We start from the raw sequence: 20634 nt of genomic DNA on the forward strand, positions 1-20634 counted from the left end.
TTGGCTGATGAAGGCCCGCGATGCAAGCGGTTCATGGATCAGTGTTTTTGTGTCTCAGTCGTGTAGAGTGCCCAGTTCCGGCGTGTCTTCGGCGGCGGTCTCGTCGGACCAGTTGGTGCGCCAGATCTCGGCGGACCAGTGACCGCAATGTACGGACGGGCGGTCAAATCCCGGCAGCGGCGGCAGCAGCGGAGAAACCACCACGTCGTGCCGTGGTACCGCGAAATAGGGAAAAGAGTAGCGCTCCTTTCCGGATCGGTTGACCACGCGGTGCGGGGTCGATTTCAGGCGCCCTCCGGACCAGAGCTCGAGCATGTCCCCGATGTTGACGACAAACCCACCAGTTGGGCAGTCGGGAGTGATCCAGCCGCCGCCCCGCGTCTGGACCTCCAGCCCACCCACCGGGTCAGGGGCGATGATGGTCAACGCGTCAGTGTCCTTGTGGGGGTGGATGCCATAGCCGCCCTCTTCCGGGGCCTGCGGCGGGTAGTGCAGCAAAGTCATGTTGGTCAACGGGTCGCGGAACGCATTCCGCAGGCTGCCCGCAGGCAGTTCCAGCCCGGCCTCCAACGCGCCCAGCAAGCTGTCGGCCACCTGATCCAGTCGCGCCCAGTATTCCAGGATGATACCATGCGCATCCGGTATTTCTGCGGGCCAGAGGTTGGGTCCGTACAGCGCGCAATCCCGGCGGATGGGCGCATCTTCGGCCACTTCGTGGTGCAGCTTGTAGCCCTCATACTTGTCCGCATGTCCCGATCCGTCATTGGGGGTGAAAAACCCCATCGGGATATATCCGCGATAGTTCTCGCGGGTGATCGCCTGCTGCCATTTGCTGGCTTCGTCCACGTCGAAGATTGCGCGAACGCAAACCCGGACCCGCTCGACCAGCTCTGGCGGGATGCCGGTGCCGGTGATCGAAAGGAAACCTATCCCGGTGCACGCGTCCATAACCTGCTGGACGGTTTTTCCGTGGTAAGGGTGGGCCTCCTGCATCAAGGGCGCAAGGTCGATCGTCGGGATGTGTTCCATCAGTGGATCCTCACGCCTTGTCTGTCCAATTCGGAATGAACCGGGGTCAGGTTCAATTCGGACAGATCCTGATTGCTTTTCAGTGCGATGGCGGCCGCGATGCCGGCCCCTTGGCCCATCACCGCGCAGCAGGCCATGTTGCGTGTCGCCGCGTGGGCGATGCGGTCGGCCCCGTGAGACCGGCCAGCCACCAGCAGCCCGCGCACCCCCTTGGGCAGCATCGAGCGGTAGGGTACCTGCATGTAGCGCCCGGTGGTGGGCAGGATCAGGATGCCGTAACCGTCGATGAACTCGGGGTAGATGCCGATCGTGTCCTCGAACCGGCCCTGATGGCGCACATCGTCCTCGGTCATGTTGTAGACCGCGTCGATCTTGCGGGTGTCACGGATGCCGATGGTCATGCCGAAGTTGCGCAGCCGTGCGTTTTCGCATCCGGGCATGAACCGGCGCAGAGCGTCAATCGCCAGCTTGGTCTGGCGGCGGCCCTCGATCTCGCCCCTGGTCAGGCTGTCCGGGTCCGTCCCGTCGATCCCGGCCAGGTGGATCAGGTTCATATAGGTCAGTTCGCCCGTGTCATGCATTGCACCCCAGGTGCCCGCGATGGTGTTCAGGTGCGCCGGAATGAGGCCTTGGTCGATGGCCTGCTGGAACGGCTTGTAGACGAAGGGCGAGAACATGTCGTCCTCTTTGCCGCTGGTCTCGATGTTCCATTCACCGCCGCCGCCCCAGTCCTTGTAGGTCTGCGGGTCGGCCTTTACGCCATCCATGAAGGCGCGCTTGTCGACCCCGGCCAAGTGGAACATGACCGAGGCCGCCATCATCTGTTCTGGCTCGGTCTTGCGGGTCGGTGCGCCGGCACGGTGGGCCACGTCGGCATCACCCGTGGCGTCGATCACGATGCGGGCAAGGATTGCCTCGCGCCCCGCCTTCGACTCGGATATCACACCAGTGATCCGGTCGCCGTCCATGATCGGGGCCACGAACTGGCGATGCAGCATCGGGCGGACACCGGCCTCTTCCACCAACCGGTCGGCCACCAGCTTGAAACCCTCGCTGTCCAACTCGTAGCTCAGCGATTGGCTTTCCGGGACCGCCGCGCCCATCTCCTTGGCGCGTTGCTCGAACTCCCATCCGATGCCGCCGGCCTCGATGGTCTTGTCGTGCCGGTACCAGGCAAAGCCCTCGACCCCGACAGCGGTGATATTGCCGCCCATGCAGCCGAAACGGTCCAGCAGAGCGACCTCGGCCCCAGCGCGCGCGGCCGCAAGCGCCGCGGCCAGCCCTGCCGGGCCAGAGCCCACCACCAGTACGTCAGTCTTGTGCACCACGGGGATGTCTCGGGCGGGTTCGCGGATGGTCTGCATTGGGGCCTCGTCTTCAGAAGTCTTCCCACTGTTTCGAGACCTGATTGGCGGGTCAATCAAAATTCCGACTGACCTGAGGTCGCAAATCCGCCATTGCCCGATTGCCCCCGGCGGGGCTTTCGCATAATCACGTGGCCGTGGAATTCTCACCTGCAAGGTAAAAACATGCGCCTCAGCCGTTACTTTCTGCCCGTACTCAAGGAAAACCCGTCCGAGGCCCAGATCGTCAGCCACCGGCTGATGCTGCGCGCCGGGATGATCAAGCAGGCTGCCGCCGGGATCTATTCGTGGCTGCCGCTGGGTTTCAAGGTGCTGCGCAAGCTGGAAAACATTGTGCACGAGGAACAGATCCGCGCCGGGCACATTCCGATCCAGATGCCGATCCTGCAATCCGCCGATCTGTGGCGGGAATCCGGGCGTTATGATGATTACGGTCAGGAAATGCTGCGTATGCAGGACCGCCACGGCCGCGATATGCTCTATACCCCCACCGCCGAGGAACTGGTCACCGACATCTTCCGCGGTCACGTCAGCAGCTACAAGGACCTGCCGCTGACCCTGTACCAGATCCAGTGGAAGTTCCGCGACGAGATCCGCCCCCGTTTCGGCGTGATGCGCGGCCGCGAATTTTACATGAAGGACGGCTACAATTTCGACCTGACGAAAGAAGACGCGCTGCACGCCTACAACCGCCACCTGGTCAGCTATCTGCGCACCTATGAACGCATGGGGCTGCAGGCGATCCCGATGCGCGCGGACAGCGGCCCGATCGGCGGTGACGACACGCATGAATTCCTGGTGTTGGCCGATACCGGCGAATCCGAGGTGTTCTATGACAGCGCGGTTACTGATATCCGTCTTGGCGAGCGCGACATCGACTATGACGACAAGGCCCAGTGCCAGGCGATCATGGAGGAGTTCACCTCGCTCTATGCCCGCACGGACGAAACCCATGACGAGGCCCTGTTCCAGCAGGTGCCCGAGGAACGCCGCCGCAGCGCGCGTGGCATCGAGGTTGGGCAGATCTTCTATTTCGGCACCAAGTATTCCGAGCCGATGGGCGCCACGGTGCAAGGCCCCGACGGCAAGCAGGTTCCGGTGCACATGGGCAGCCACGGCATCGGCGTCAGCCGCCTGATCGGTGCGATTATCGAGGCCAGCCACGACGACAAGGGCATCATCTGGCCTGAGGGCGTGACCCCGTTCCACTGCGGCATCGTCAACCTGAAGCAAGGCGATGACGAGGCCGACGCGGCCTGCGACAATATCTACAAGGCGCTGACCGCGCTGGGGCTCGAGCCGCTCTATGACGACCGCAACGAGCGGGCAGGGGGCAAGTTCGCCACGATGGATCTGATCGGCCTGCCCTGGCGTATCACCGTCGGCCCGCGCGGGTTGAAGAACGGGGTGGTCGAACTGACCAGCCGCCGCACCGGCGAAAGCGAAGAGCTGAGCCCCGAGGCCGCCGTAACCCGCATTGCCGAGATCTATGAGCGCTCCGTCTGAAACCGGTGACGCGCCGCTGATCTCGGTGATCACGGCAACTTGGAACCTGCTGTCCCAAGGGCGTCAGGACACATTTCCCCGCGTCATCGAATGCATGGCGCGGCAGAATTGCGACCGTTCCGAGCACATCATTCAGGACGGAGCCTCAACGGACGGGACGGTCGAATTCATTCAGGACTTGATCGCCGACGCGCCGCGTACACGCCTGATCAGTGAACCGGACCAAGGCCTGTACGACGCGATGAACCGCGGCGTCGAAGCGGCACGCGGCGAATACGTGCTGTTCCTCAATTCCGACGACTCGTTGGCCGCGGATGATGTTCTGAACCGGGCGGCCGAGCGATTGACCGCGACCCGCCCCGACTATCTTTTTGGGTCCACCTTACACCGGTCCGCGGACGGCGGCGAAAAGATGGAAAAACGGATGTCGGTCAAAGCCATCCTTCAGCGGATGCCGTTTTGCCATAACTCTGTTTTTCTACGGCGGGATGTTTTTATGCAGTTGGGTGGCCATGACACCCAGTTTCGCATTGCTGGCGATTATGACCTGATGCTGCGGCTGGTTGCCGGTGGCTATCGCGGCGAAAGGATGGATGAACCTATTTCGCTGTTCTGGGACCGTGGCGAGACCAGCGACCAGCAAGCGACGGGGCAGGACTATGCCCGAGTCTGGCAACGGTTCTTTGCCGATTATCGTGCGGCACAAGGATTGGATCTGGATGATTTCGCGGAGTTCTATCGCCGCGGGCATATGCCGGCAAACCTGCTCATCGAGGTGCTGAGGCGCCCGGAAACGCCACTGCCGATCCGGCGGGCCGCCAAACACGGCCTTGCCAAGTCTCTACGCCGGTCCGTCCAGTTCTGGCGGCGGTACTAGGACCCGCCCGTCGCCGGACGCGCGCGAAGCAGTTCACCATCCGCCCTGTCACCTCGGGCGACTACGACGGGGCGGCCCATACGTCGGACCAGATCCTTCAATTCGATGTCCAGGAACCGCAACCCGCAAAGCCGTGTGCCGGTCGCCCGGTCCATCAGGCACATGCGCCCGCTTTGGAATGCCAGGCGATAGCCTTTTTCGCGCAGCGTGTCGGCAAGACCGGCCCAACTGGCCGCACCGGCAAACAGCGGTCGGATGACGGCCCGCAGCAACGCTGCGGTTTCGCAATCCATATCCTGAGATGTGATCGTCGTGGCTGGCGCACCAACCTTTTCAATTTCCTTTTCAATATTCATGAGCGACCCCCGCTCTATAAAATGTATTCCCCCACAATCAGGGTGCCAAAATTTCTTAAAAGAAGCAAAATGCGAAACAAAGTTGCTGCGAAAATGTTGCATTTCAAGTTCAGTTTGACGCCTGAACCTCACATTGACTTCATACCTGAAACAATAAAGGCCTGTCTGTGATGGGCTTCACAACCAGCGGTATAATCGTCTTTCGACAATCATCCATTGCTGGAATTTGCGCCCGACGGCTGATTCTGCGCCAACACGGAAAAGCGGATTTGGCGGCCGGTCGAGAAGCTGATACAGCGGCGCCAAGTGATTATGAAAGGCAACCCGACCGTGCTGAGTTTTGCTACGATAGTGTATTCCAAGGATTACCCGCTGCTCGAGTTGCAGGCGCGTTCCTTTGCGCGATTTGCTGATCCGGCCAAGGTTGCTTCTATCCATGTAGTTCTGAACGACGTCGACGAAACCGCATTGCGGGCGCGTATCGAGCCCATATTGGCGGCCTACGGTCCTTTGCAATCCAAGGTTCGGGTCGTCGGGGGCGATGACATTCTGCTTGGGGCAGGTCAATGCGCCCGACGTTCACTGGGCGACCGGCTTCTGATCGAAGGACGGCACCGTATCCCTTTCGTGCGAAAGGGAGGGTGGCGCGGCAACAACGGATACCGCACGCAGCAGGTGCTCAAGCTGGGTGCCGCACGGATCGCCGAGGCGGAGCAGATGGTTATCCTGGACACCAAAAACCTGTTTCTGCGGTCTTTCACTGAGGCAGAGTTCTTTGCTGATGGAGGAGCCGCCCGGCTTCCATTCATTTCGGTCAACAGCGACTTTCACCGCAACTGGCTGCAGCAGAGCCTGGACGCTTTGCAGGTCACTGTCTCGGACATTGAGGCGTTGAAGACCACGACGTTTTCGACGCCGTTCCCAGTGCGCAGGTCGTTGGTGCTGGAGGTGTTGGACGAGATCAACGAACGCTACGGTTCGGTGCAGTCGCTCTTCGGGTCGCGCCGGAGACCCTCGGAATTCATGCTGCTGAATGCGTATTGCCTCCGGTCGGATCTGACTTTGCGCCCGTGGTTCGAGGACGCACCCAGCACCGCGCTGGGGCTGTGGCCGACCTATTCGCAACAGAAGCTGGAAGGTCTGATTGCCAGGATCGACGAACCGGAACTGTTGAGCCTTGGTCTGCACAACCGGGCGGTTTCCATGCTGACGCCTGAAACCCAAGATCGCTTGTTCGATGCCTTGGCGCGTCGGGGGATCAGTGATCGTGAGACGACCCAGTCTGTGCTGAATGCAACTGCGTCGCTGGCCGGTTGAACGGGCGCGTACATTCAGAACCGGCTTGACCATCCAGCCAAATCCCGAAAATGTCCCCACCACAGATTTGCCGGAGCAGGAATGGCCAGAACACCCCCTCCCTTTGCCGCCTTCGAATGGAAGATCGCCTGGCGCTATCTGCGCGCCCGGCGTGCCGAAGGCGGTGTAAGCGTGATGACGTTGATCTCGTTGATCGGGATCACGCTGGCCGTGTTCGCGCTGATCGCCACGCTGGCGGTCCGGTCTGGGTTCCGGTCCGAATTCGTGGGCACCATTCTTGGGGCCAACGCTCATGTAACAGTCTACTCGGCCGGCGAACTGGACGCGCAAGGGCAGGTTGATCGCACCATAGTTGATTTCGACGCCATGGCCGAGCGCATCGCGCGGGTGCCGGGCGTTCAACGCGCTGCGCCGCTGGTCAAGGGGCAGGTCCTGATCACCAACCGCGATCGCAGCAGCGGGGTCGAGGTGTTCGGTATCCGCCCTGACGATCTCTACAGCCTGCCCGGTATTGCCGAAAGCGATCAGGCTTACGGCGACCTGTCCCGGTTCGAGGAGGGGATCGCCATCGGCTCGGGCGTGGCCCGCGCCATCGGTGCAACGGTGGGGGATCGGGTCAAGCTGACCTCGCCCAACGGGGTCAAGACCGCCTTCGGTACCTCGCCCCGCGTGAGTGCCTATGAAGTCGTCTACGTGTTTTCGGCCGGGCGCTATGACATCGACCGCACCCGCGTTTACATGCCGTTTTCCGAGGCGCAGAGCTTTTTCAACCGCGAGGGCGTCGCCGACGAGATCGAAGTGATGGTCGACCGCCCCGAGGACCTGAACCCCATCCTGATCCCTATCCTTGAGGCGGCGGGAGAACGCTCGCAGATCTGGACATGGCAGGATGCCTCAGGCGGTTTTCTGCGCGCGCTCGAGGTCGAGGACAACGTGATGTTCATCATCCTGTCGATCCTCGTGCTGATCGCCGCGATGAACATCGTCTCGGGGCTGATCATGCTGGTGAAAAACAAGGGCCGCGACATCGGCATCCTGCGCACTATCGGGTTGAGCGAGGGTTCGGTGCTGCGGGTGTTCTTCATCTGTGGCGCCTTCACCGGGATCATAGGCACCGCGATGGGCGTCATCCTGGGCTGCCTGTTCGCGCTCTATATCGATCCGATCTTCTCTTTCGTGAACTACGTGATGGGCGGCGGCGTCTGGGATCCGGCGATCCGCGGCATCTATGCCTTGCCGGCCGAGCTGCACCTGTCGGACGTGCTCAAGGCGGTGGGGCTGTCGCTGGGCCTGTCCTTCTTCGTCACCTATTTCCCGGCCCGCCGTGCGGCGCGGCTGAACCCGGTCGAGGCGCTGCGCTATGAATGATGTCACCTTGCGTCTGACCGGCCTGACCAAGACCTATTTGAAAGGCACGCCCGCCGAGGTGCAGGTGCTGCGCGGCGCCGATCTGGAGCTGCGGGCGGGCGAGGCGGTTGCGCTTGTGGCGCCCTCGGGGGCGGGCAAGTCGACCCTTCTGCATATCGCCGGTCTTCTGGATACGCCGGATTTCGGGACGGTCGAAATCGGCGGGCAGGATGCGACCGGCAAGGGCGACCGCACCCGCACCGCGATGCGTCGGCGGGATGTGGGTTTTGTCTATCAGTTTCATCACCTGCTGCCGGAATTCACCGCGCTGGAAAATGTCGTGCTTCCGCAATTGGCCAACGGGGTGTCCGACAGGGCGGCCAAGGCCCGCGCGATGGATCTGCTGGGACGTGTCGGCGTCGCCGACCGTGCCGACCACCGCCCGGCAGCTTTGTCGGGGGGCGAGCAGCAGCGGGTGGCTTTCTGCCGGGCCCTAGCCAATGAACCGCGTGTACTGCTGGCGGACGAGCCGACAGGGAATCTGGACCCAGGTACCTCGGATCAGGTCTTTGCCGCGCTGATGGGTCTGGTGCGCGAGTCCGGCCTGTCGGCGTTGATTGCCACGCACAACCTTGACCTGGCGGCGCGGATGGACCGGATGCTGCGGCTGGACGGGGGTGTGCTCAGGCCAGCTGAGTGATCGCGACGCCTACGGCCATCACCGCGATCCCGCCGGCGCGCATCAGGGTCAGCGGTGTGACCTGCGCGCCGAAAAGGCCGAAATGGTCAATGGCCGCGGTGCTGATCAACTGCCCCAACAGCACGAAGAACACCGCGTTGCCGACGCCGAAATGCGGTGCGACGTGGGTAATGGATAGCACGTAGAAGGCAATCAGAACCCCACCCAACAGCAGATGTTTCGGGGTCTGCGCAACCTTTGCCAAAGCTTGTGTTCCGGGGAACAGCAGCATCACCAGCGCCGAAGACCCAAACGCCACGGCAAACAGGATGACCGCAGCGGTGGTGGGCGAGCCGATCAGTTTTCCGAGCGCCGCATTCAGCGCGGCGAGAATCGGAACTCCGATCCCGGCGGCGAGCATGATGGCTGCATAATGTGTCATGGCCCGGACCCCTTAGCCGATTTCGTTGATCTGGATCATTGCGGGTCGTGACGGTTCGGGCAACCCTGCTTTTGGCGTTAGAACGGAGGAACGCAATGAAACTGTTGACGTTTACGGCCTTGGCCATGGCAGGTGCGATTGCCGCCACAGGTGCTGAAGCCCAGGATGCCGAAGCCGGGGAGCAGCTTTACCTGCACCATTGCGCCACCTGTCATGGACTGGATGCGACTGGACATGGGCCAATGGCCGGCGTGCTGTTGATCCAACCTACCAATCTGAAGACGCTTGGGAACGCGGGCGGTAAATTTCCGACCGCGCGTGTGGTGCAGCGGATAGACGGCCGTGATCCTCTGGTCAGCCATGGCAGTCCGATGCCGGTCTACGGGCCATATTTCGAAGGGCAGGACACCGCCATCAAGACAGATGCCGGCCAGCCGATCCTGACCAGCAAGCCGATTGCCGATCTGGTCGCGTATCTAAAGACCTTGCAAGGCAAGTGAACCTCATCTGCAGATGCCTTCCACCTTGGCACCGCTCCAAGGGATGACCACGTCGCTTTCTCGCCGGGCACCCGGCAGTTTTTCCGGGTCGAAATGCTTGGCCAGCATGTCATGCAAACGCTGGGTCCGCGGGGCGTCCGGATCCAATGCGCGGCAGCAGACATATTCCTCGACGATGGCGCCCTGCTGTTCAAACCCGTAGTCCAGAAAATCGGCCGAGTTATCCAGATCGAACAGGTAAGGATCCTTGCGGCCACCATGTTCGGCGGCTGCCCTCAACGGGTGATAGCCGGTGGTTTTCCGGTTCTGCCATTGCCAGACATGGGTTAGTTCATGGGCAAAGATCATGGCGGCCACAAGGTTCATCTGGTCGGGGTACCGCGCCATGTAGTCGTCAAGATACCAGTCCTTGGTGAAGTATACCCGGTTGAACAGCGCGATCGCCGCCGGTTTTCCGGTTACGATCTCTTCCTTGACCGGCGGCAGGATACGCTCGCGGCAAGCCAGCCTCGGTCTGGCTTTTCGTTCGTAGGTGATGGAGGCGACCGGCGCGCCTTCGACCAGCCGAACCCGGTCAAGATCCAGCGTTTCGCCTTGAACCTTGCTTGCAAAGGCGCGCTCGTTCTCGGTCAGAGGGCGACCGCAGGACAACAGAGCAAGAAAAAGCAGGATCGAAATCAACCGGACCATGACCAAACCCTAGCCCGCTGTGGTTCGGTCGCAAGCGATTCTAGAGGCTCATCGCAAGCACCCGGCTGATTTCGGTCAACGACCTGCCGGATTGACGCATCCAGGTGTTGAAGGCGTCCTGTACCGCAGCCATCGCTTTCTTGGAGGTGGCTGGCTTGTCGATGACGCCTTCGGCGATCAAACGGGCGGTTACGTCGCGTGACAGGATAAAGCTGTCTCTTCCGGCAAAGCGCATCGCATACTGGGCTGAAGCCCCGCCCAACCGAGAACCACGTTTTGCGAGCATGTCCAAAAGTCCGACATAGTCGGTAGATGGCCAGCCGCCCAACACTTTGCCAACGCCGCCTTCCGTGCGGAGTTCCATAAGAAACGCTGCGTTGTCGCGCACGGTGGCGATCTTGGTGCCGTTGCGCACGATGCGCGTGTCCTGCAACAGCGCGTCGAATTTCTCATCATCCATGAAGGCGCAGCGCCCAACGTCGAACCCGTCAAAGGCCGCCTCGAAACCGTCCCATTTCGCCTCGATGACCTTCCAATTGAAGCCAGCCTGGAAGATGCACTTGGTGATTGTCGAAAGCCACCGATCCTCTGACAGGGCGCCCAATTCCTTGGCGGATTTGGGCTTGGACAGTTTGTCTTCAAGCGCGTGCGGTCCGCCGTGCCGGTCGGCCGCCAGCCCATAGATCTCATCGAAATGGTGCATCGCAAAGCTCCCTTCGCGCCAAATGTTGCCAATTTGTTCCGGTAAATGCAAGGGCGGCCGCCCAGTAAGGTCTGCCATTTGGGCAAAACAGTCGGAAAATCAGGATTTTGCCCCATCGTTACAAGAAATACTCGACAAACGACCCCAATTGGGTTTGTGATTGACTCGTCAATCAATGTCCGGTCCGCGAAACCTCGGGCAAGCCGCCCCATGACACGAGGGCGCGAGAGGAATGAAATGCGGTACCGAGGCCGTTTATTGGGAATGACGCGAACTGTTCGCTTTCCTTTTCCGGCCAAATTTGTGCATGTTGCGACATGGTATTGTCGTTAGACAAGTCAGCCGGCGGGCACGTTTCCGCCAGGGTGGGCAAAACAAAGAAACAGGGAGAAAATCCATGAAAAAACTGAATGTAAGCCTTCTGGCGATCATGGTCGCTGGCGCCGCGCACGCGGCTGACATGGGCGCGGTGGACGAGCCGATCAAACTGGCGATCAACGAGTGGACGGGCCAGCACGTCACCACGCATGTCGCTGCAGAGATGCTCAAGGCCGCCGGTTATCAGGTTGAATTCGTCACCGCGGGCATGTTGAACCAGTTCCAGGCGCTGGCTGACGGGGACATCGATGCCACGCTCGAGATCTGGTCGTCGAACGTGTCGGACGAATACGCCAAGAAAATTGAAGAGGGCACCGTGGTCGAAATCGGCGACCTTGGCCTCGATGCGAAGGAAGGCATCGCATATCCGGCCCATGTCGCCGACCTTTGCCCGGGCCTGCCCGCGTGGGAAGCGCTGAAGGACTGCGCACAGAATTTTGCGACGGCTGAGACCCTGCCGATGGGACGTCTGGTCGACTATCCGGCTGACTGGGGGACGCCCGGGGCAGACCGCATGGTCGGGCTTGAACTGCCGTTCAAGGCTATTCCTGCCGGGTCCGAGGGCGCGCTGATTGCCGAACTACGCGCTTCGACCGAACGCAAATCGCCTCTGCTGATCACCTTCTGGCAACCGCATTGGGCCATGTCGGCCTACGATGTGAAATTCGTTGAGTTGCCGCCGGGTGAAGACGCTTGCTTCAACGATCCGGCTTGGGGGCCAAACCCCAATGCCGTCAATGACTGCGATTTCTCGCCCTCGCGCATCTTCAAAGCCGGGTGGAGCGGTCTGGCGGACAAGTGGCCTGCCGCGTATGAAATCCTGAACAACTATCAACTGGCGGTCGAAGACCAGCAGCCGATGATGGGTGCGATCGATGTCGACGGCGGCAAGGTCGAAGAGGTTGTCGCGGCCTGGATGGCGGACAACGAAGACAAGTGGCGTCCGGTCGTGGACGCGGCAACGAAGTGAGCCACCTAAGTGACTGACGCGAATACGCCAGCCATTGCCTGCCAGTCTCTCTGGCAGGTTTTTGGCCAAGGCGCAGAAAAAGCCCTGACCGACGCGTTGTCTCGGTCAGGGAACGACGCCGACAAGGCCGCCGCCGATTTGCGCGAACAGGGGTTCATCCCGGCTGTTCAGGATGCAAATTTCGAAGTCCGCGATGGTGAATTGTTCGTCATCATGGGTCTGTCGGGGTCCGGCAAGTCGACCCTGATCCGTTGCATCTCGCAACTGTTGCCCGGAACGGGTGGCGAGATTCGCATCGACGGCGACAATGTGATGGGTGCCCCCAAGAAGCAGCTGACCGAACTGCGCCGCAAGAAACTGGGTATGGTGTTCCAACATTTCGGACTGTTCCCGCACATGACGGTGGCCGAAAACGTCGCCTATCCGCTGCGCGTGCAGGGTGTGGGCCGCAAAGAACGTCTGGCCCGCGCGCAGGAAGTCATTTCGCTGGTGGGGCTCGAGGGCCGCGAGGACAGCTTTCCCCGGCAACTGTCGGGCGGTCAGCGTCAGCGCGTGGGCATCGCCCGGTCTTTGGCAGTGAACCCCGACATCTGGTTCTTGGACGAGCCGTTTTCGGCCTTGGACCCGTTGATCCGGCGGCAGCTGCAGGACGAATTCCTGCGCATTCAGGCGACGCTGAAGAAATCCATCGTCTTCATCACGCATGATATTCAAGAAGCGCTAAAGCTGGCGGACCGCATCGCAATCATGCGGGACGGCAAGATTGTGCAGATCGGCACGCCGACGGATATCGTTCTGCGCCCCGTCGACGACTATGTGCGCGAGTTCTCAAAGGACGTGGCCAAGGGCCAGCACGCCAAAGTCGCCTCGGTCATGCAAGCGGGCGAGGCCGAGCTCGGTCCCGATGACCCTGGCCTGACAACAAAGATGACATTGGACGCGGCGCTGGCGCGCTGTATGGCATTGTACGAGCCCGTGCCGGTGCATGACGAAACCGGCGCGATCGTCGGCACCGTGCACCCCTCAGATCTGGCCGCAGCCCTGCAGGTGGATGACGCATGACCGTCGTCGCCGATGTTCCCAAACCCACTCGGATTCACCTGACAGCCGGAGCGCAGGCGGCCCTGATCACGCTGATCGTGGGCGCGCTGTGTCTGGCGCTTGAGCCGCACGCGCCCTGGCTCGTCAAATGGCCTGCGTCATGGGAGGTGCCGGCCACACAATGGGTTGGCGCCTTCCTCGACTGGTTTCTGAACGCGATCAAACCGGCGGCCCGGCTGTTTTCCGACCTTATGGCCTACCCGATGAACTGGGCCAATTTCGTGCTGGGCAATACGCCCTGGCCAATTCTGATCGGGCTGGTGACGGCACTCGGCTGGTATTTGGGCGGGTTGCCCATGGCGGCGCTGGGCTTTCTGGGCCTCAGCTTCGTGCTGGCCTCGGGCTATTGGGCCGAGAGCATGAACACCTTGGCGCTGGTGACCGTATCGGTCCCGGTCGCGTTGATCGTCGGCAGTGCAATTGGCATTCTGGCCAACGAATTGCCGCGGGTGAAATCGGCCGTTCAGGCGGTGTTGGACATCATGCAGACGGTGCCGACCTTTGCCTATCTGACACCGTTGCTCCTGCTGTTCGGTTTTGGCCCTGTGGTAGGGCTGATCGCTTCGGCCATCTATGCGGCGCCGCCGATGGCGCGAAACGTGATGCTGGGGTTGGAGCGCGTGGAGCCCGAGATCAAGGAAGCCGCCATCATGTCGGGCGGCACCCGGTTCCAGCAGCTGTTCCAGGTGGAAATCCCGGCGGCGGCGACGCAGATCATGGTGGGTGTGAACCAGTGCCTGATGGCGGCCCTGTCGATGGTGATCATCGCTGCGGTCATCGGCGGGTTCAACGACATCGGCTGGGAGGTCCTGCTGACCATGCGCAAGGCGCAGTTCGGTGAATCTCTGCTGGCCGGCATGGTGATCGTTGTCTTTGCGGTGGTGATCGACCGCATGAGCGGCACGCTCGCAACCGAGCGCAATCGCCATGACAACCGCGTCGTCTGGGCGGTTCTTGGCTTTGCGGTCCTGTTCACGCTGCTGTTCTGGGCGCGGCTGCCCAACCCGTCCGAACTGACGCTGCTGGATCCGGTCGCGGAGGCGGTGGACAGCGGCCTGACAGCCTTTACCCAGAACAACGGGCCGTGGTTGGATTCGCTCAAGAACAACTCGATGTTCTATGTTCTGCTGCCGCTGCGGATCGGTCTGGATCAGGCGGTTCTGCCCTTTACCTGGGGGTTCCAGTGGACCCCGGCCATGAGCTTTGGACTGTTCGCCGCCGGTGCGGTGATCGCCTTGCTGATGGCATGGCGTGGGCACCTGACCGGAGGTCTGGTCACGCTGATCCTGATCGGCATGCTCGAGACCGGCATCGCCAACCTGCCATGGCCCTTCGTCCTGACCGGCGCGGCGGCGTTGGGCTGGGTGGCGGGCGGTTGGCGTCTGGCGGCGCTGTCGGTGGCGCTGCTGAGCACGATCCTGATCTCGGGCCTGTGGGAGAGGGCGCTGCTGTCGCTCTATCTCAGCGGTGCGGCGGTGTTCTTCTGTGCCGTTGTCGGCGGGCTGATCGGCCTCGCCAGCGCGGTCTGGTCGCCGGTCTGGAAGATCGTGCGCCCGATCTGCGACATGCTGCAGACGATTCCCCTGTTCGTGTTCCTGATCCCGGTGCTGATGGTGTTCCAGATCGGCGAGTTTTCGGCCTTTCTGGCGATCTGCGCCTATGCGATCGTGCCAATGATCCGCTACACCCGTCACGGGCTGGTCAACACCCCGGACGAGATGATGGAGGCCGCGATCGCCAGCGGCGCGACCGAGTGGCAGATCATGCGCGACGTGCGTGCGCCCTATGCTGCACCCACGATCCTGCTGGGGCTGAACCAGACGATCCTTTACGCCTTTGCGATGCTGGTGATCGCGGCGCTGATCGGCACGACCGGTCTGGGCCAGTCGATCTATCTGGCGCTGGGGCAGGCAGATGTGGGGCTGGGCATTTCGGCCGGGGCGGCGATGGCCATTCTGGCGCTGGTCGCCGACCGCATGGTTCAGGGATTTGCCGAGGAACGCCGCAAGGCGCTGGGCCTGTAGCCTTGGATCGGGGGTGGCGCAGCTGCCCCCGACCACACTTGATTTCGGACAAGGACCGGGGCCGTTTCCCCCGGTATCTCGGGCGCAAAACAGGCGGAGATGACCATGGCCGGTTGGGGCGCTTTTGTTGCTGCACTTCTGATCTTTCTGCTGAGCCACGCCATTCCGGCGCGTCCGGCAGTGCGTGGCCGGCTGATCGGGTTGATGGGGCGCGGGCCCTATTTCGCGGTCTATTCGGCACTGTCACTGGCAGTTCTGGCCTGGCTGATCGTGGCCGCGGCCGATGCGCCTTATGTCGAGGTGATCCCACCGCTGGCGATCCTGCGCTGGATGCCGCTGCTGGTTATGCCCGTCGTCTGCTGGCTGGCGGTGGCCGGGCTGGCGGCGACCAACCCCTTTTCCTTCGGCGGCCTGGGACGCCGCCCGTTCAACCCCGAGCAGCCCGGCATCCTGCGCACCTCCCGTCACCCGATCTTGCTGGCGATGATGCTGTGGGCGCTGGCGCATCTGCTGGCCAATGGCAGCCTGGCGCATGTGGTTCTGTTTGGCCTGTTCGCGGGTTTCGCCTGGATGGGCATGGCCCTGATCGACAGGCGCAAGGCGCGCGAGATGGGGGCCGATTGGACGCGCCTGTCGCGCAACACAGCACGCCTGTCGCTGCGGCTGCCAAGCCCCTGGCCGCGGCCTTGGGTCTGGTTGGTGGCGGGGCTGGCCTATGTCGCGCTGTTGCACCTGCACGCGCCGGTGATCGGAGTGTCTCCGCTGCCTTGATGCGGGTGCTGGCAGGGGCGCCTCATGCGTGCTAATTGAAACAACAAGATGAAACCCAGAAAGGTCTGCCGATGCACTTGGCCTACGTCACCACCACCGATCGCGGCGCAACCGACCGCCTGCTGAGCGCGGTAGCCGAACGTCTGCTGGCCAAGGGCGCCCGTCTGGCCGGTGTGGTTCAGACCAACACCGAATGCGCCGACAGCAGCAAATGCGACATGGACCTGCGGGTGCTGCCGAATGGCGAGACCATCCGCATCTCGCAATCGCTGGGCAGCCAGTCGCGCGGGTGCCGGTTGGACCCCGCCGCGTTGGAGCATGCGGTGGGCTATGTGACTGCTTCGCTGGCCGACGGTCCACAATTGCTGATCGTCAACAAGTTCGGCAAGCACGAGGCCGATGGCCGCGGGTTCCGCCCCGTCATCGCCGAGGCGCTGGCGCTGGATATCCCGGTGCTGGTCGGGGTCAACGGCCTGAACTGTGACAAGTTCGTGGATTTCACCGATGGTGCGGCGCAGGCGCTTGCGCCTGATCTGGAGGCCATCGAGGCCTGGTTCGACAGCGTCGACAACCTGCGGCCTGCGGCCGAATAACTGCTTTCCCGACGTAACGTCCTGAAAACCGGGCTTGTTCCCTGTCGCCCCGGCTGCAATCCTCTGCCCCGGATGGGAGGAGGATCAGCCATGTGGCAGAACTGGGCAGGCAACCAGACAAGCCAAATACGGCCCAAGCGGCCGACCACGACCGAAGACCTTCAACAGCTGATCGCCTCGGCCGAAACCCTGCGTCCGGTCGGGGCAGGGCATTCCTTCACACCGCTGGTTCCAGGGGCGCAACAGATCATTGACCTGACCGCCTTGGACCTGCCCGCCGTAACAAGGGTCGACGACGGGCGGGCCTGGGTCAACGCCAATGCCCGGCTGCGCGATCTGTCACCGGCATTGGCACGGCACGGCACGGCCTTCCGCAACTTGGGTGATATCAACATGCAGACTCTGGCCGGCGCGGCGGCCACGGCAACCCACGGCACCGGGCGCACCCTGCCGTGCCTGTCTGCCGAGATCACTGCAGCCCGGCTGATCGGCGCTGACGGACAGACCCTGACCACCGACGACATTCCGCGGAACATGGTGCAGGTCTCGCTGGGTCTGCTGGGCATCGTGACCGAGGCACAGATCAACGTCGTGCCGAAATACAACCTGCGCCGCCGGGTGCGTCTGTCAGACCTGCAGGACACACTGGAGCGCATGCACCAGCATTGGGACGAAAACAGGAATTTCGAGTTCTTCTACATCCCCTTCACCGGCAAGACCGTTGAAATCCGGCATGAAATCACCGATGCACCCGAGACCCGCGCGCCGCGCGATTTGGACATGATCGCCGTCAAGGTTCTGAAGCTGGCGCGCAGCGCGGGTGGGCTCAGTCCCGGCCTGCGGCGCGCCCTGCTGCGTCTGCTGACGATGGCCCAATCCGACGAGGATTACGTCGGCGAAAGCTGGCGCGTTCTGTGCAGCGATCGGCATATCCGGTTCAAAGAAATGGAATACCACCTTCCGCCCGAAAACGCCCGTGACGTGCTGTCAGAGCTGATCCGACGGTTGGAGCGTGACCACGCCGACATCTATTTCCCCATCGAGGTGCGCCAGACCGCGGGCGACGACGCCTGCCTGTCACCATTCCAAGGTGGCCCACGGGTATCGGTTGCCATCCACACCGATGCGAAGGAAGGCCATCTGCGCTATTTCGAGGCGATGGAGCCGCTGTTCCTGCAGGCCGGCGGCCGCCCCCATTGGGGCAAGTTGCACAGCCTGACCTATTCCGATCTTTCGCGCCTCTATCCCGATTTCGATGCATTCTGCACATTGCGTGAACGGCTGGACCCAAAGGGCAAGTTCCTGACACCCGCGCTGGCCCGGATGTTTCGCCCATGACTGCAGAGTATCTTGAACATCTCGCTCAAGCGCTGCGCGATCATGGTGTCGATCGGCCGGTTGCCGTCGTCGATCTGGACCGGGTCGATGGGAATTGCGACGCCGCCCGCGCAGGGTTGGGCCACGGCTTGCAGGCCCGGCTGGTGGCCAAATCGCTGCCGTGCCTGCCTCTGCTGGACCATATCCGCGTCCGAATTCCGACAACGGGCCTGATGAGCTTTTCCGAACCCATGCTGTCGGCCTTGCTGGCCGCCGAGCCGGACACCGATCACCTGCTGGGCAAACCGCTGCCGGTGACGGCCGCCCGGCGGATTCTTGAGACGCATCCCGACACCGCCCAAAGGGTGCAGTGGCTGATCGACACGCCACAGCGGCTGGACGCATATCTGTCGCTTGCCGCTGACACGGGCCAAACCCTGCGCCTGTCGCTCGAGATCGACGTGGGCCTGCATCGCGGCGGGTTGACCCCCGATCAGGTCGCAGGCGTCGCGGCACGGATCGCGGATCGCGCCCATGTCACACTGTCGGGCGTGATGGGGTACGAGGTGCATCTGGCCAAACTGCCTGCGCTGCTCCGACGCCGCGCGCGGCGAGCCAGTGCGAAAGCATATGAACGGGCGGTCGCTGCGCTGGGGCTGGGGGCGCAGGGGTTGTGCCTGAACACCGGTGGCAGCCTTACCTTTCAGGACCCGGCCACGCGAACCCCGGCGACCGAGGTTGCCTTTGGGTCGGTTCTGGTGAAACCCTCGGATTTCGACCATGCATCGACCAAGGCGTTTTTGCCCGCGCTGTTCTTGGCCGCACCGATCCTCAAGGTCATGCCGCACAACCCGGTGCCAGGGATCGACCTGCCCGGACTGCGCCGGACCAACCTTGCCATTTCCGGTGGGCATTACTTGGCCAGCCCCGTCTGGCCCGACGGGTTCGGCTATTCCGGCGTATTCGGGCGTTCAAGCAATCAAGAGGTATGGGTGGGTCCCAAAACAACCAAGGCACAGCCCGGCGATATCGCCTTGCTGCGCCCCAGTCAGAGTGAAGCGGTTCTGAACCAGTTCGGCACGGTTCTGGCCCTGCGGCAGGGGCAGGTCGTGGCCGAATGGGCCTGCCTGCCCAACTGACACGGGTCAGATCGCCAGGTATTCCTCGCGCAGCTGGGTGTTTTCCAGCACCTCGTCGGCGGTGCCGTCAAACACGATGCAGCCGGTGTCCAGAATGATTGCCCGGTCGGCCAGTTGCAGCGCTCGCACCGCGTTCTGTTCGACGATGATGGTGGTCATGCCCTGTTGCTTGATGTGGATCAGCGTCTTTTCGATCTCGTCCACGATCACCGGGGCCAGCCCTTCGTAGGGTTCGTCCAGCAGCAGCACCTTGATGTCCCGGGCCAACGCACGGGCGATGGACAGCATCTGCTGTTCGCCGCCCGAAAGGGTCACACCTTCTTGCTTGCGCCGTTCGCCCAGACGCGGGAACAGCTCGTAGATCCGTTCCAGCGACCAGCCGATCGGCGGGGCGATCTGGGCCAGCTGCAGGTTCTCCTCGACCGTCAGGCCGGGGATGATCCGCCGATCCTCGGGCACAAGGCCCAACCCGGCCGCGGCGGCCTCGTAACTGGTCATGTTGTGCAGTGGCTTGTGGTCCAGCCAGATTTCGCCGTGGCGCACCTCGGGCTCGCCCACGCGCGCGATCGAGCGCAGGGTCGAAGTCTTCCCGGCCCCGTTCCGCCCCAGCAGGGCCAGGATCTCGCCCTCGTGGACGTTGAAGCTGACACCTTGGACGATGTAGCTTTCGCCATAGTACGAATGCATGTCCCACACCGACAGGAACGCGGGCGCGGTGCTGGCCATATTGGCGTTTTTCGAAAAGTCAGGTTTCTCGTTCATAGCTTTTCCTCACGCCGCCTCGCCCAGATAGGCCTCTCGGACCTTGGGGTTTCCGCGGATGTTTTCGGGGGTGTCCTCGACCAGCGGCGTGCCCTGCGCCAGAACGGTGATCCGCTCGGCCAGGCTGAACACCACATGCATGTCGTGTTCGATGATTGCGATGGTGATGTCGCGCTCATCCTTGATCTGCTTTAGCAGGTCGATGGTGTTGTTGGTGTCGGCCCGTGCCATACCGGCCGTGGGCTCGTCCAGCAGCAGCAGGCGCGGCTTCTGGCTGAGGCACATGCCGATCTCGAGCCGCCGCTTGTCGCCGCGCGACAGCGAGGCTGAATGCATGTGCCGCTTGTCGGCCATGTTCATCTCTTCCAGCATGGCCTCGGCCTGTTCCACCACCTCTTTTTCGTTGGCGATGGTCTCGTAGGCGTGCATGCGGAATGCCCCGTCGCGCATCGCGAAGATCGGGATCAGCATGTTTTCCATCACGGTCAGCTCGCCAAAGATCTCGGGTGTCTGGAACACCCGGCTGATGCCCATCTGGTTGATCTGGTACGGCTCGCGCCCCAGCACCGACTGGTTGTCGAACAAGACCGAACCGGTATCCGGGATCAGCTTGCCCACCAGGCAGTTCAGCAGGGTGGACTTGCCCGCCCCGTTGGGGCCGATGATCGCATGGACCGAGTTTTCCTCGACGCTCAGGTTCACGTCCGTCAGGGCCTTGAGGCCGCCGAAGCGCTTGCTGACATCTTTTACTTTCAGAATTGCCATTGAC

At 62.3% G+C, this 20634-nt stretch carries 21 protein-coding genes; 13 read left to right on the forward strand and 8 right to left on the reverse strand.

What is annotated here, in order from left to right:
* Positions 1-54 precede the first annotated feature (54 nt).
* Together GOW72_RS05210 and GOW72_RS05215 are read right to left on the reverse strand one after the other, a co-directional pair.
* Positions 55-1029 carry an isopenicillin N synthase family dioxygenase gene (locus GOW72_RS05210; RefSeq protein ID WP_170365673.1) on the reverse strand — a complete coding sequence of 325 codons (975 nt, stop codon included), beginning with the start codon at positions 1027-1029 and terminating at the stop codon, positions 55-57.
* Positions 1029-2393, reverse strand: coding sequence for an FAD-dependent oxidoreductase (locus GOW72_RS05215; protein WP_170365675.1), 1365 nt, complete (start codon positions 2391-2393; stop codon positions 1029-1031). The genes GOW72_RS05210 and GOW72_RS05215 overlap by 1 nt, the downstream gene beginning before the upstream one ends.
* 165 nt (positions 2394-2558) lie before the next feature.
* Between GOW72_RS05215 and proS the strand changes: the two genes are divergently transcribed.
* Together proS and GOW72_RS05225 are read left to right on the forward strand one after the other, a co-directional pair.
* On the forward strand, positions 2559-3899 hold the full coding sequence (proS, locus tag GOW72_RS05220; RefSeq protein ID WP_170365677.1) for a proline--tRNA ligase: 1341 nt from the start codon (positions 2559-2561) through the stop codon (positions 3897-3899).
* Positions 3883-4776, forward strand: a complete 894-nt coding sequence (locus tag GOW72_RS05225) for a glycosyltransferase family 2 protein (protein ID WP_170365679.1) — start codon at positions 3883-3885, stop codon at positions 4774-4776. Before proS ends, GOW72_RS05225 begins: the two co-directional genes overlap by 17 nt.
* Here the strand turns inward: GOW72_RS05225 and GOW72_RS05230 are convergent.
* On the reverse strand, positions 4773-5132 hold the full coding sequence (locus GOW72_RS05230; RefSeq protein WP_093964797.1) for a hypothetical protein: 360 nt from the start codon (positions 5130-5132) through the stop codon (positions 4773-4775). The genes GOW72_RS05225 and GOW72_RS05230 overlap by 4 nt on opposite strands.
* A gap of 312 nt (positions 5133-5444) precedes the next feature.
* Here GOW72_RS05230 and GOW72_RS05235 point away from each other — a divergent pair, with 312 nt between their 5' ends.
* From GOW72_RS05235 to GOW72_RS05245, 3 genes are all read left to right on the forward strand, one after another.
* Positions 5445-6449 carry a DUF6492 family protein gene (locus tag GOW72_RS05235; RefSeq protein ID WP_170365681.1) on the forward strand — a complete coding sequence of 335 codons (1005 nt, stop codon included), beginning with the start codon at positions 5445-5447 and terminating at the stop codon, positions 6447-6449.
* A gap of 81 nt (positions 6450-6530) precedes the next feature.
* Entirely contained in the window at positions 6531-7817 is a 1287-nt protein-coding gene (locus GOW72_RS05240; protein WP_170365683.1) for a lipoprotein-releasing ABC transporter permease subunit, read from the forward strand.
* Complete coding sequence (locus GOW72_RS05245; protein ID WP_170365685.1) at positions 7810-8496, forward strand: ABC transporter ATP-binding protein; 687 nt, start codon at positions 7810-7812, stop codon at positions 8494-8496. Before GOW72_RS05240 ends, GOW72_RS05245 begins: the two co-directional genes overlap by 8 nt.
* Here the strand turns inward: GOW72_RS05245 and GOW72_RS05250 are convergent.
* Entirely contained in the window at positions 8480-8917 is a 438-nt protein-coding gene (locus tag GOW72_RS05250) for a DMT family transporter (protein ID WP_170340233.1), read from the reverse strand. The genes GOW72_RS05245 and GOW72_RS05250 overlap by 17 nt on opposite strands.
* Before the next feature lie 95 nt (positions 8918-9012).
* On the opposite strand from GOW72_RS05250, the gene GOW72_RS05255 reads away from it, so the two are divergent.
* Positions 9013-9417 (forward strand): c-type cytochrome, encoded by a 405-nt coding sequence (locus GOW72_RS05255; RefSeq protein ID WP_170365687.1) that lies wholly within the window; start codon positions 9013-9015, stop codon positions 9415-9417.
* Positions 9418-9420: 3 nt separating this feature from the next.
* Here the strand turns inward: GOW72_RS05255 and GOW72_RS05260 are convergent, their stop codons facing one another.
* Positions 9421-10107 (reverse strand): hypothetical protein, encoded by a 687-nt coding sequence (locus GOW72_RS05260; protein WP_170365690.1) that lies wholly within the window; start codon positions 10105-10107, stop codon positions 9421-9423.
* Positions 10108-10147: 40 nt separating this feature from the next.
* Positions 10148-10810, reverse strand: a complete 663-nt coding sequence (locus GOW72_RS05265; protein ID WP_170365692.1) for a DNA-3-methyladenine glycosylase I — start codon at positions 10808-10810, stop codon at positions 10148-10150.
* Positions 10811-11207: 397 nt separating this feature from the next.
* Between GOW72_RS05265 and GOW72_RS05270 the strand changes: the two genes are divergently transcribed.
* From GOW72_RS05270 to GOW72_RS05300, 7 genes are all read left to right on the forward strand, one after another.
* Positions 11208-12158: an ABC transporter substrate-binding protein gene (locus GOW72_RS05270; protein WP_170340840.1), complete on the forward strand. Its 951-nt coding sequence runs from the start codon at positions 11208-11210 to the stop codon at positions 12156-12158.
* 9 nt (positions 12159-12167) lie between these two features.
* Positions 12168-13220 carry a betaine/proline/choline family ABC transporter ATP-binding protein gene (locus tag GOW72_RS05275; protein WP_170365694.1) on the forward strand — a complete coding sequence of 351 codons (1053 nt, stop codon included), beginning with the start codon at positions 12168-12170 and terminating at the stop codon, positions 13218-13220.
* A complete protein-coding gene (locus GOW72_RS05280) occupies positions 13217-15283 on the forward strand; it encodes an ABC transporter permease (protein WP_170365697.1) in 2067 nt (688 codons plus the stop codon). The genes GOW72_RS05275 and GOW72_RS05280 overlap by 4 nt, the downstream gene beginning before the upstream one ends.
* A 105-nt stretch (positions 15284-15388) precedes the next feature.
* Positions 15389-16054, forward strand: a complete 666-nt coding sequence (locus GOW72_RS05285) for an NnrU family protein (protein ID WP_170357258.1) — start codon at positions 15389-15391, stop codon at positions 16052-16054.
* A 71-nt stretch (positions 16055-16125) separates the two neighbouring features.
* Positions 16126-16647: a DUF2478 domain-containing protein gene (locus tag GOW72_RS05290; protein WP_170366032.1), complete on the forward strand. Its 522-nt coding sequence runs from the start codon at positions 16126-16128 to the stop codon at positions 16645-16647.
* A gap of 90 nt (positions 16648-16737) precedes the next feature.
* Positions 16738-17985, forward strand: a complete 1248-nt coding sequence (locus GOW72_RS05295) for a D-arabinono-1,4-lactone oxidase (protein WP_170365699.1) — start codon at positions 16738-16740, stop codon at positions 17983-17985.
* The gene (locus GOW72_RS05300; RefSeq protein WP_170365701.1) at positions 17982-19103 is read left to right on the forward strand and encodes an alanine racemase; all 1122 of its coding nucleotides are present in this window, start codon (positions 17982-17984) and stop codon (positions 19101-19103) included. Before GOW72_RS05295 ends, GOW72_RS05300 begins: the two co-directional genes overlap by 4 nt.
* Before the next feature lie 6 nt (positions 19104-19109).
* On the opposite strand, the gene GOW72_RS05305 is transcribed toward GOW72_RS05300, so the two are convergent.
* Entirely contained in the window at positions 19110-19865 is a 756-nt protein-coding gene (locus GOW72_RS05305) for an ABC transporter ATP-binding protein (protein ID WP_093964811.1), read from the reverse strand.
* Between the two features lie 9 nt (positions 19866-19874).
* Positions 19875-20630, reverse strand: a complete 756-nt coding sequence (locus GOW72_RS05310; RefSeq protein ID WP_093964812.1) for an ABC transporter ATP-binding protein — start codon at positions 20628-20630, stop codon at positions 19875-19877.
* Positions 20631-20634: the final 4 nt, after the last annotated feature.

Source organism: Ruegeria arenilitoris (assembly GCF_013032855.1).
GTDB lineage: Bacteria > Pseudomonadota > Alphaproteobacteria > Rhodobacterales > Rhodobacteraceae > Ruegeria > Ruegeria arenilitoris.

Coding starts and splice junctions, on each gene's coding strand:
- GOW72_RS05210 (WP_170365673.1), bottom strand. CDS start 1,029: ATGGAACACATCCCGACGATCGACCTTGCGCCCTTGATGCAGGAGGCC.
- GOW72_RS05215 (WP_170365675.1), bottom strand. CDS start 2,393: ATGCAGACCATCCGCGAACCCGCCCGAGACATCCCCGTGGTGCACAAG.
- proS (WP_170365677.1), top strand. CDS start 2,559: ATGCGCCTCAGCCGTTACTTTCTGCCCGTACTCAAGGAAAACCCGTCC.
- GOW72_RS05225 (WP_170365679.1), top strand. CDS start 3,883: ATGAGCGCTCCGTCTGAAACCGGTGACGCGCCGCTGATCTCGGTGATC.
- GOW72_RS05230 (WP_093964797.1), bottom strand. CDS start 5,132: ATGAATATTGAAAAGGAAATTGAAAAGGTTGGTGCGCCAGCCACGACG.
- GOW72_RS05235 (WP_170365681.1), top strand. CDS start 5,445: ATGAAAGGCAACCCGACCGTGCTGAGTTTTGCTACGATAGTGTATTCC.
- GOW72_RS05240 (WP_170365683.1), top strand. CDS start 6,531: ATGGCCAGAACACCCCCTCCCTTTGCCGCCTTCGAATGGAAGATCGCC.
- GOW72_RS05245 (WP_170365685.1), top strand. CDS start 7,810: ATGAATGATGTCACCTTGCGTCTGACCGGCCTGACCAAGACCTATTTG.
- GOW72_RS05250 (WP_170340233.1), bottom strand. CDS start 8,917: ATGACACATTATGCAGCCATCATGCTCGCCGCCGGGATCGGAGTTCCG.
- GOW72_RS05255 (WP_170365687.1), top strand. CDS start 9,013: ATGAAACTGTTGACGTTTACGGCCTTGGCCATGGCAGGTGCGATTGCC.
- GOW72_RS05260 (WP_170365690.1), bottom strand. CDS start 10,107: ATGGTCCGGTTGATTTCGATCCTGCTTTTTCTTGCTCTGTTGTCCTGC.
- GOW72_RS05265 (WP_170365692.1), bottom strand. CDS start 10,810: ATGCACCATTTCGATGAGATCTATGGGCTGGCGGCCGACCGGCACGGC.
- GOW72_RS05270 (WP_170340840.1), top strand. CDS start 11,208: ATGAAAAAACTGAATGTAAGCCTTCTGGCGATCATGGTCGCTGGCGCC.
- GOW72_RS05280 (WP_170365697.1), top strand. CDS start 13,217: ATGACCGTCGTCGCCGATGTTCCCAAACCCACTCGGATTCACCTGACA.
- GOW72_RS05285 (WP_170357258.1), top strand. CDS start 15,389: ATGGCCGGTTGGGGCGCTTTTGTTGCTGCACTTCTGATCTTTCTGCTG.
- GOW72_RS05290 (WP_170366032.1), top strand. CDS start 16,126: ATGCACTTGGCCTACGTCACCACCACCGATCGCGGCGCAACCGACCGC.
- GOW72_RS05295 (WP_170365699.1), top strand. CDS start 16,738: ATGTGGCAGAACTGGGCAGGCAACCAGACAAGCCAAATACGGCCCAAG.
- GOW72_RS05300 (WP_170365701.1), top strand. CDS start 17,982: ATGACTGCAGAGTATCTTGAACATCTCGCTCAAGCGCTGCGCGATCAT.
- GOW72_RS05305 (WP_093964811.1), bottom strand. CDS start 19,865: ATGAACGAGAAACCTGACTTTTCGAAAAACGCCAATATGGCCAGCACC.
- GOW72_RS05310 (WP_093964812.1), bottom strand. CDS start 20,630: ATGGCAATTCTGAAAGTAAAAGATGTCAGCAAGCGCTTCGGCGGCCTC.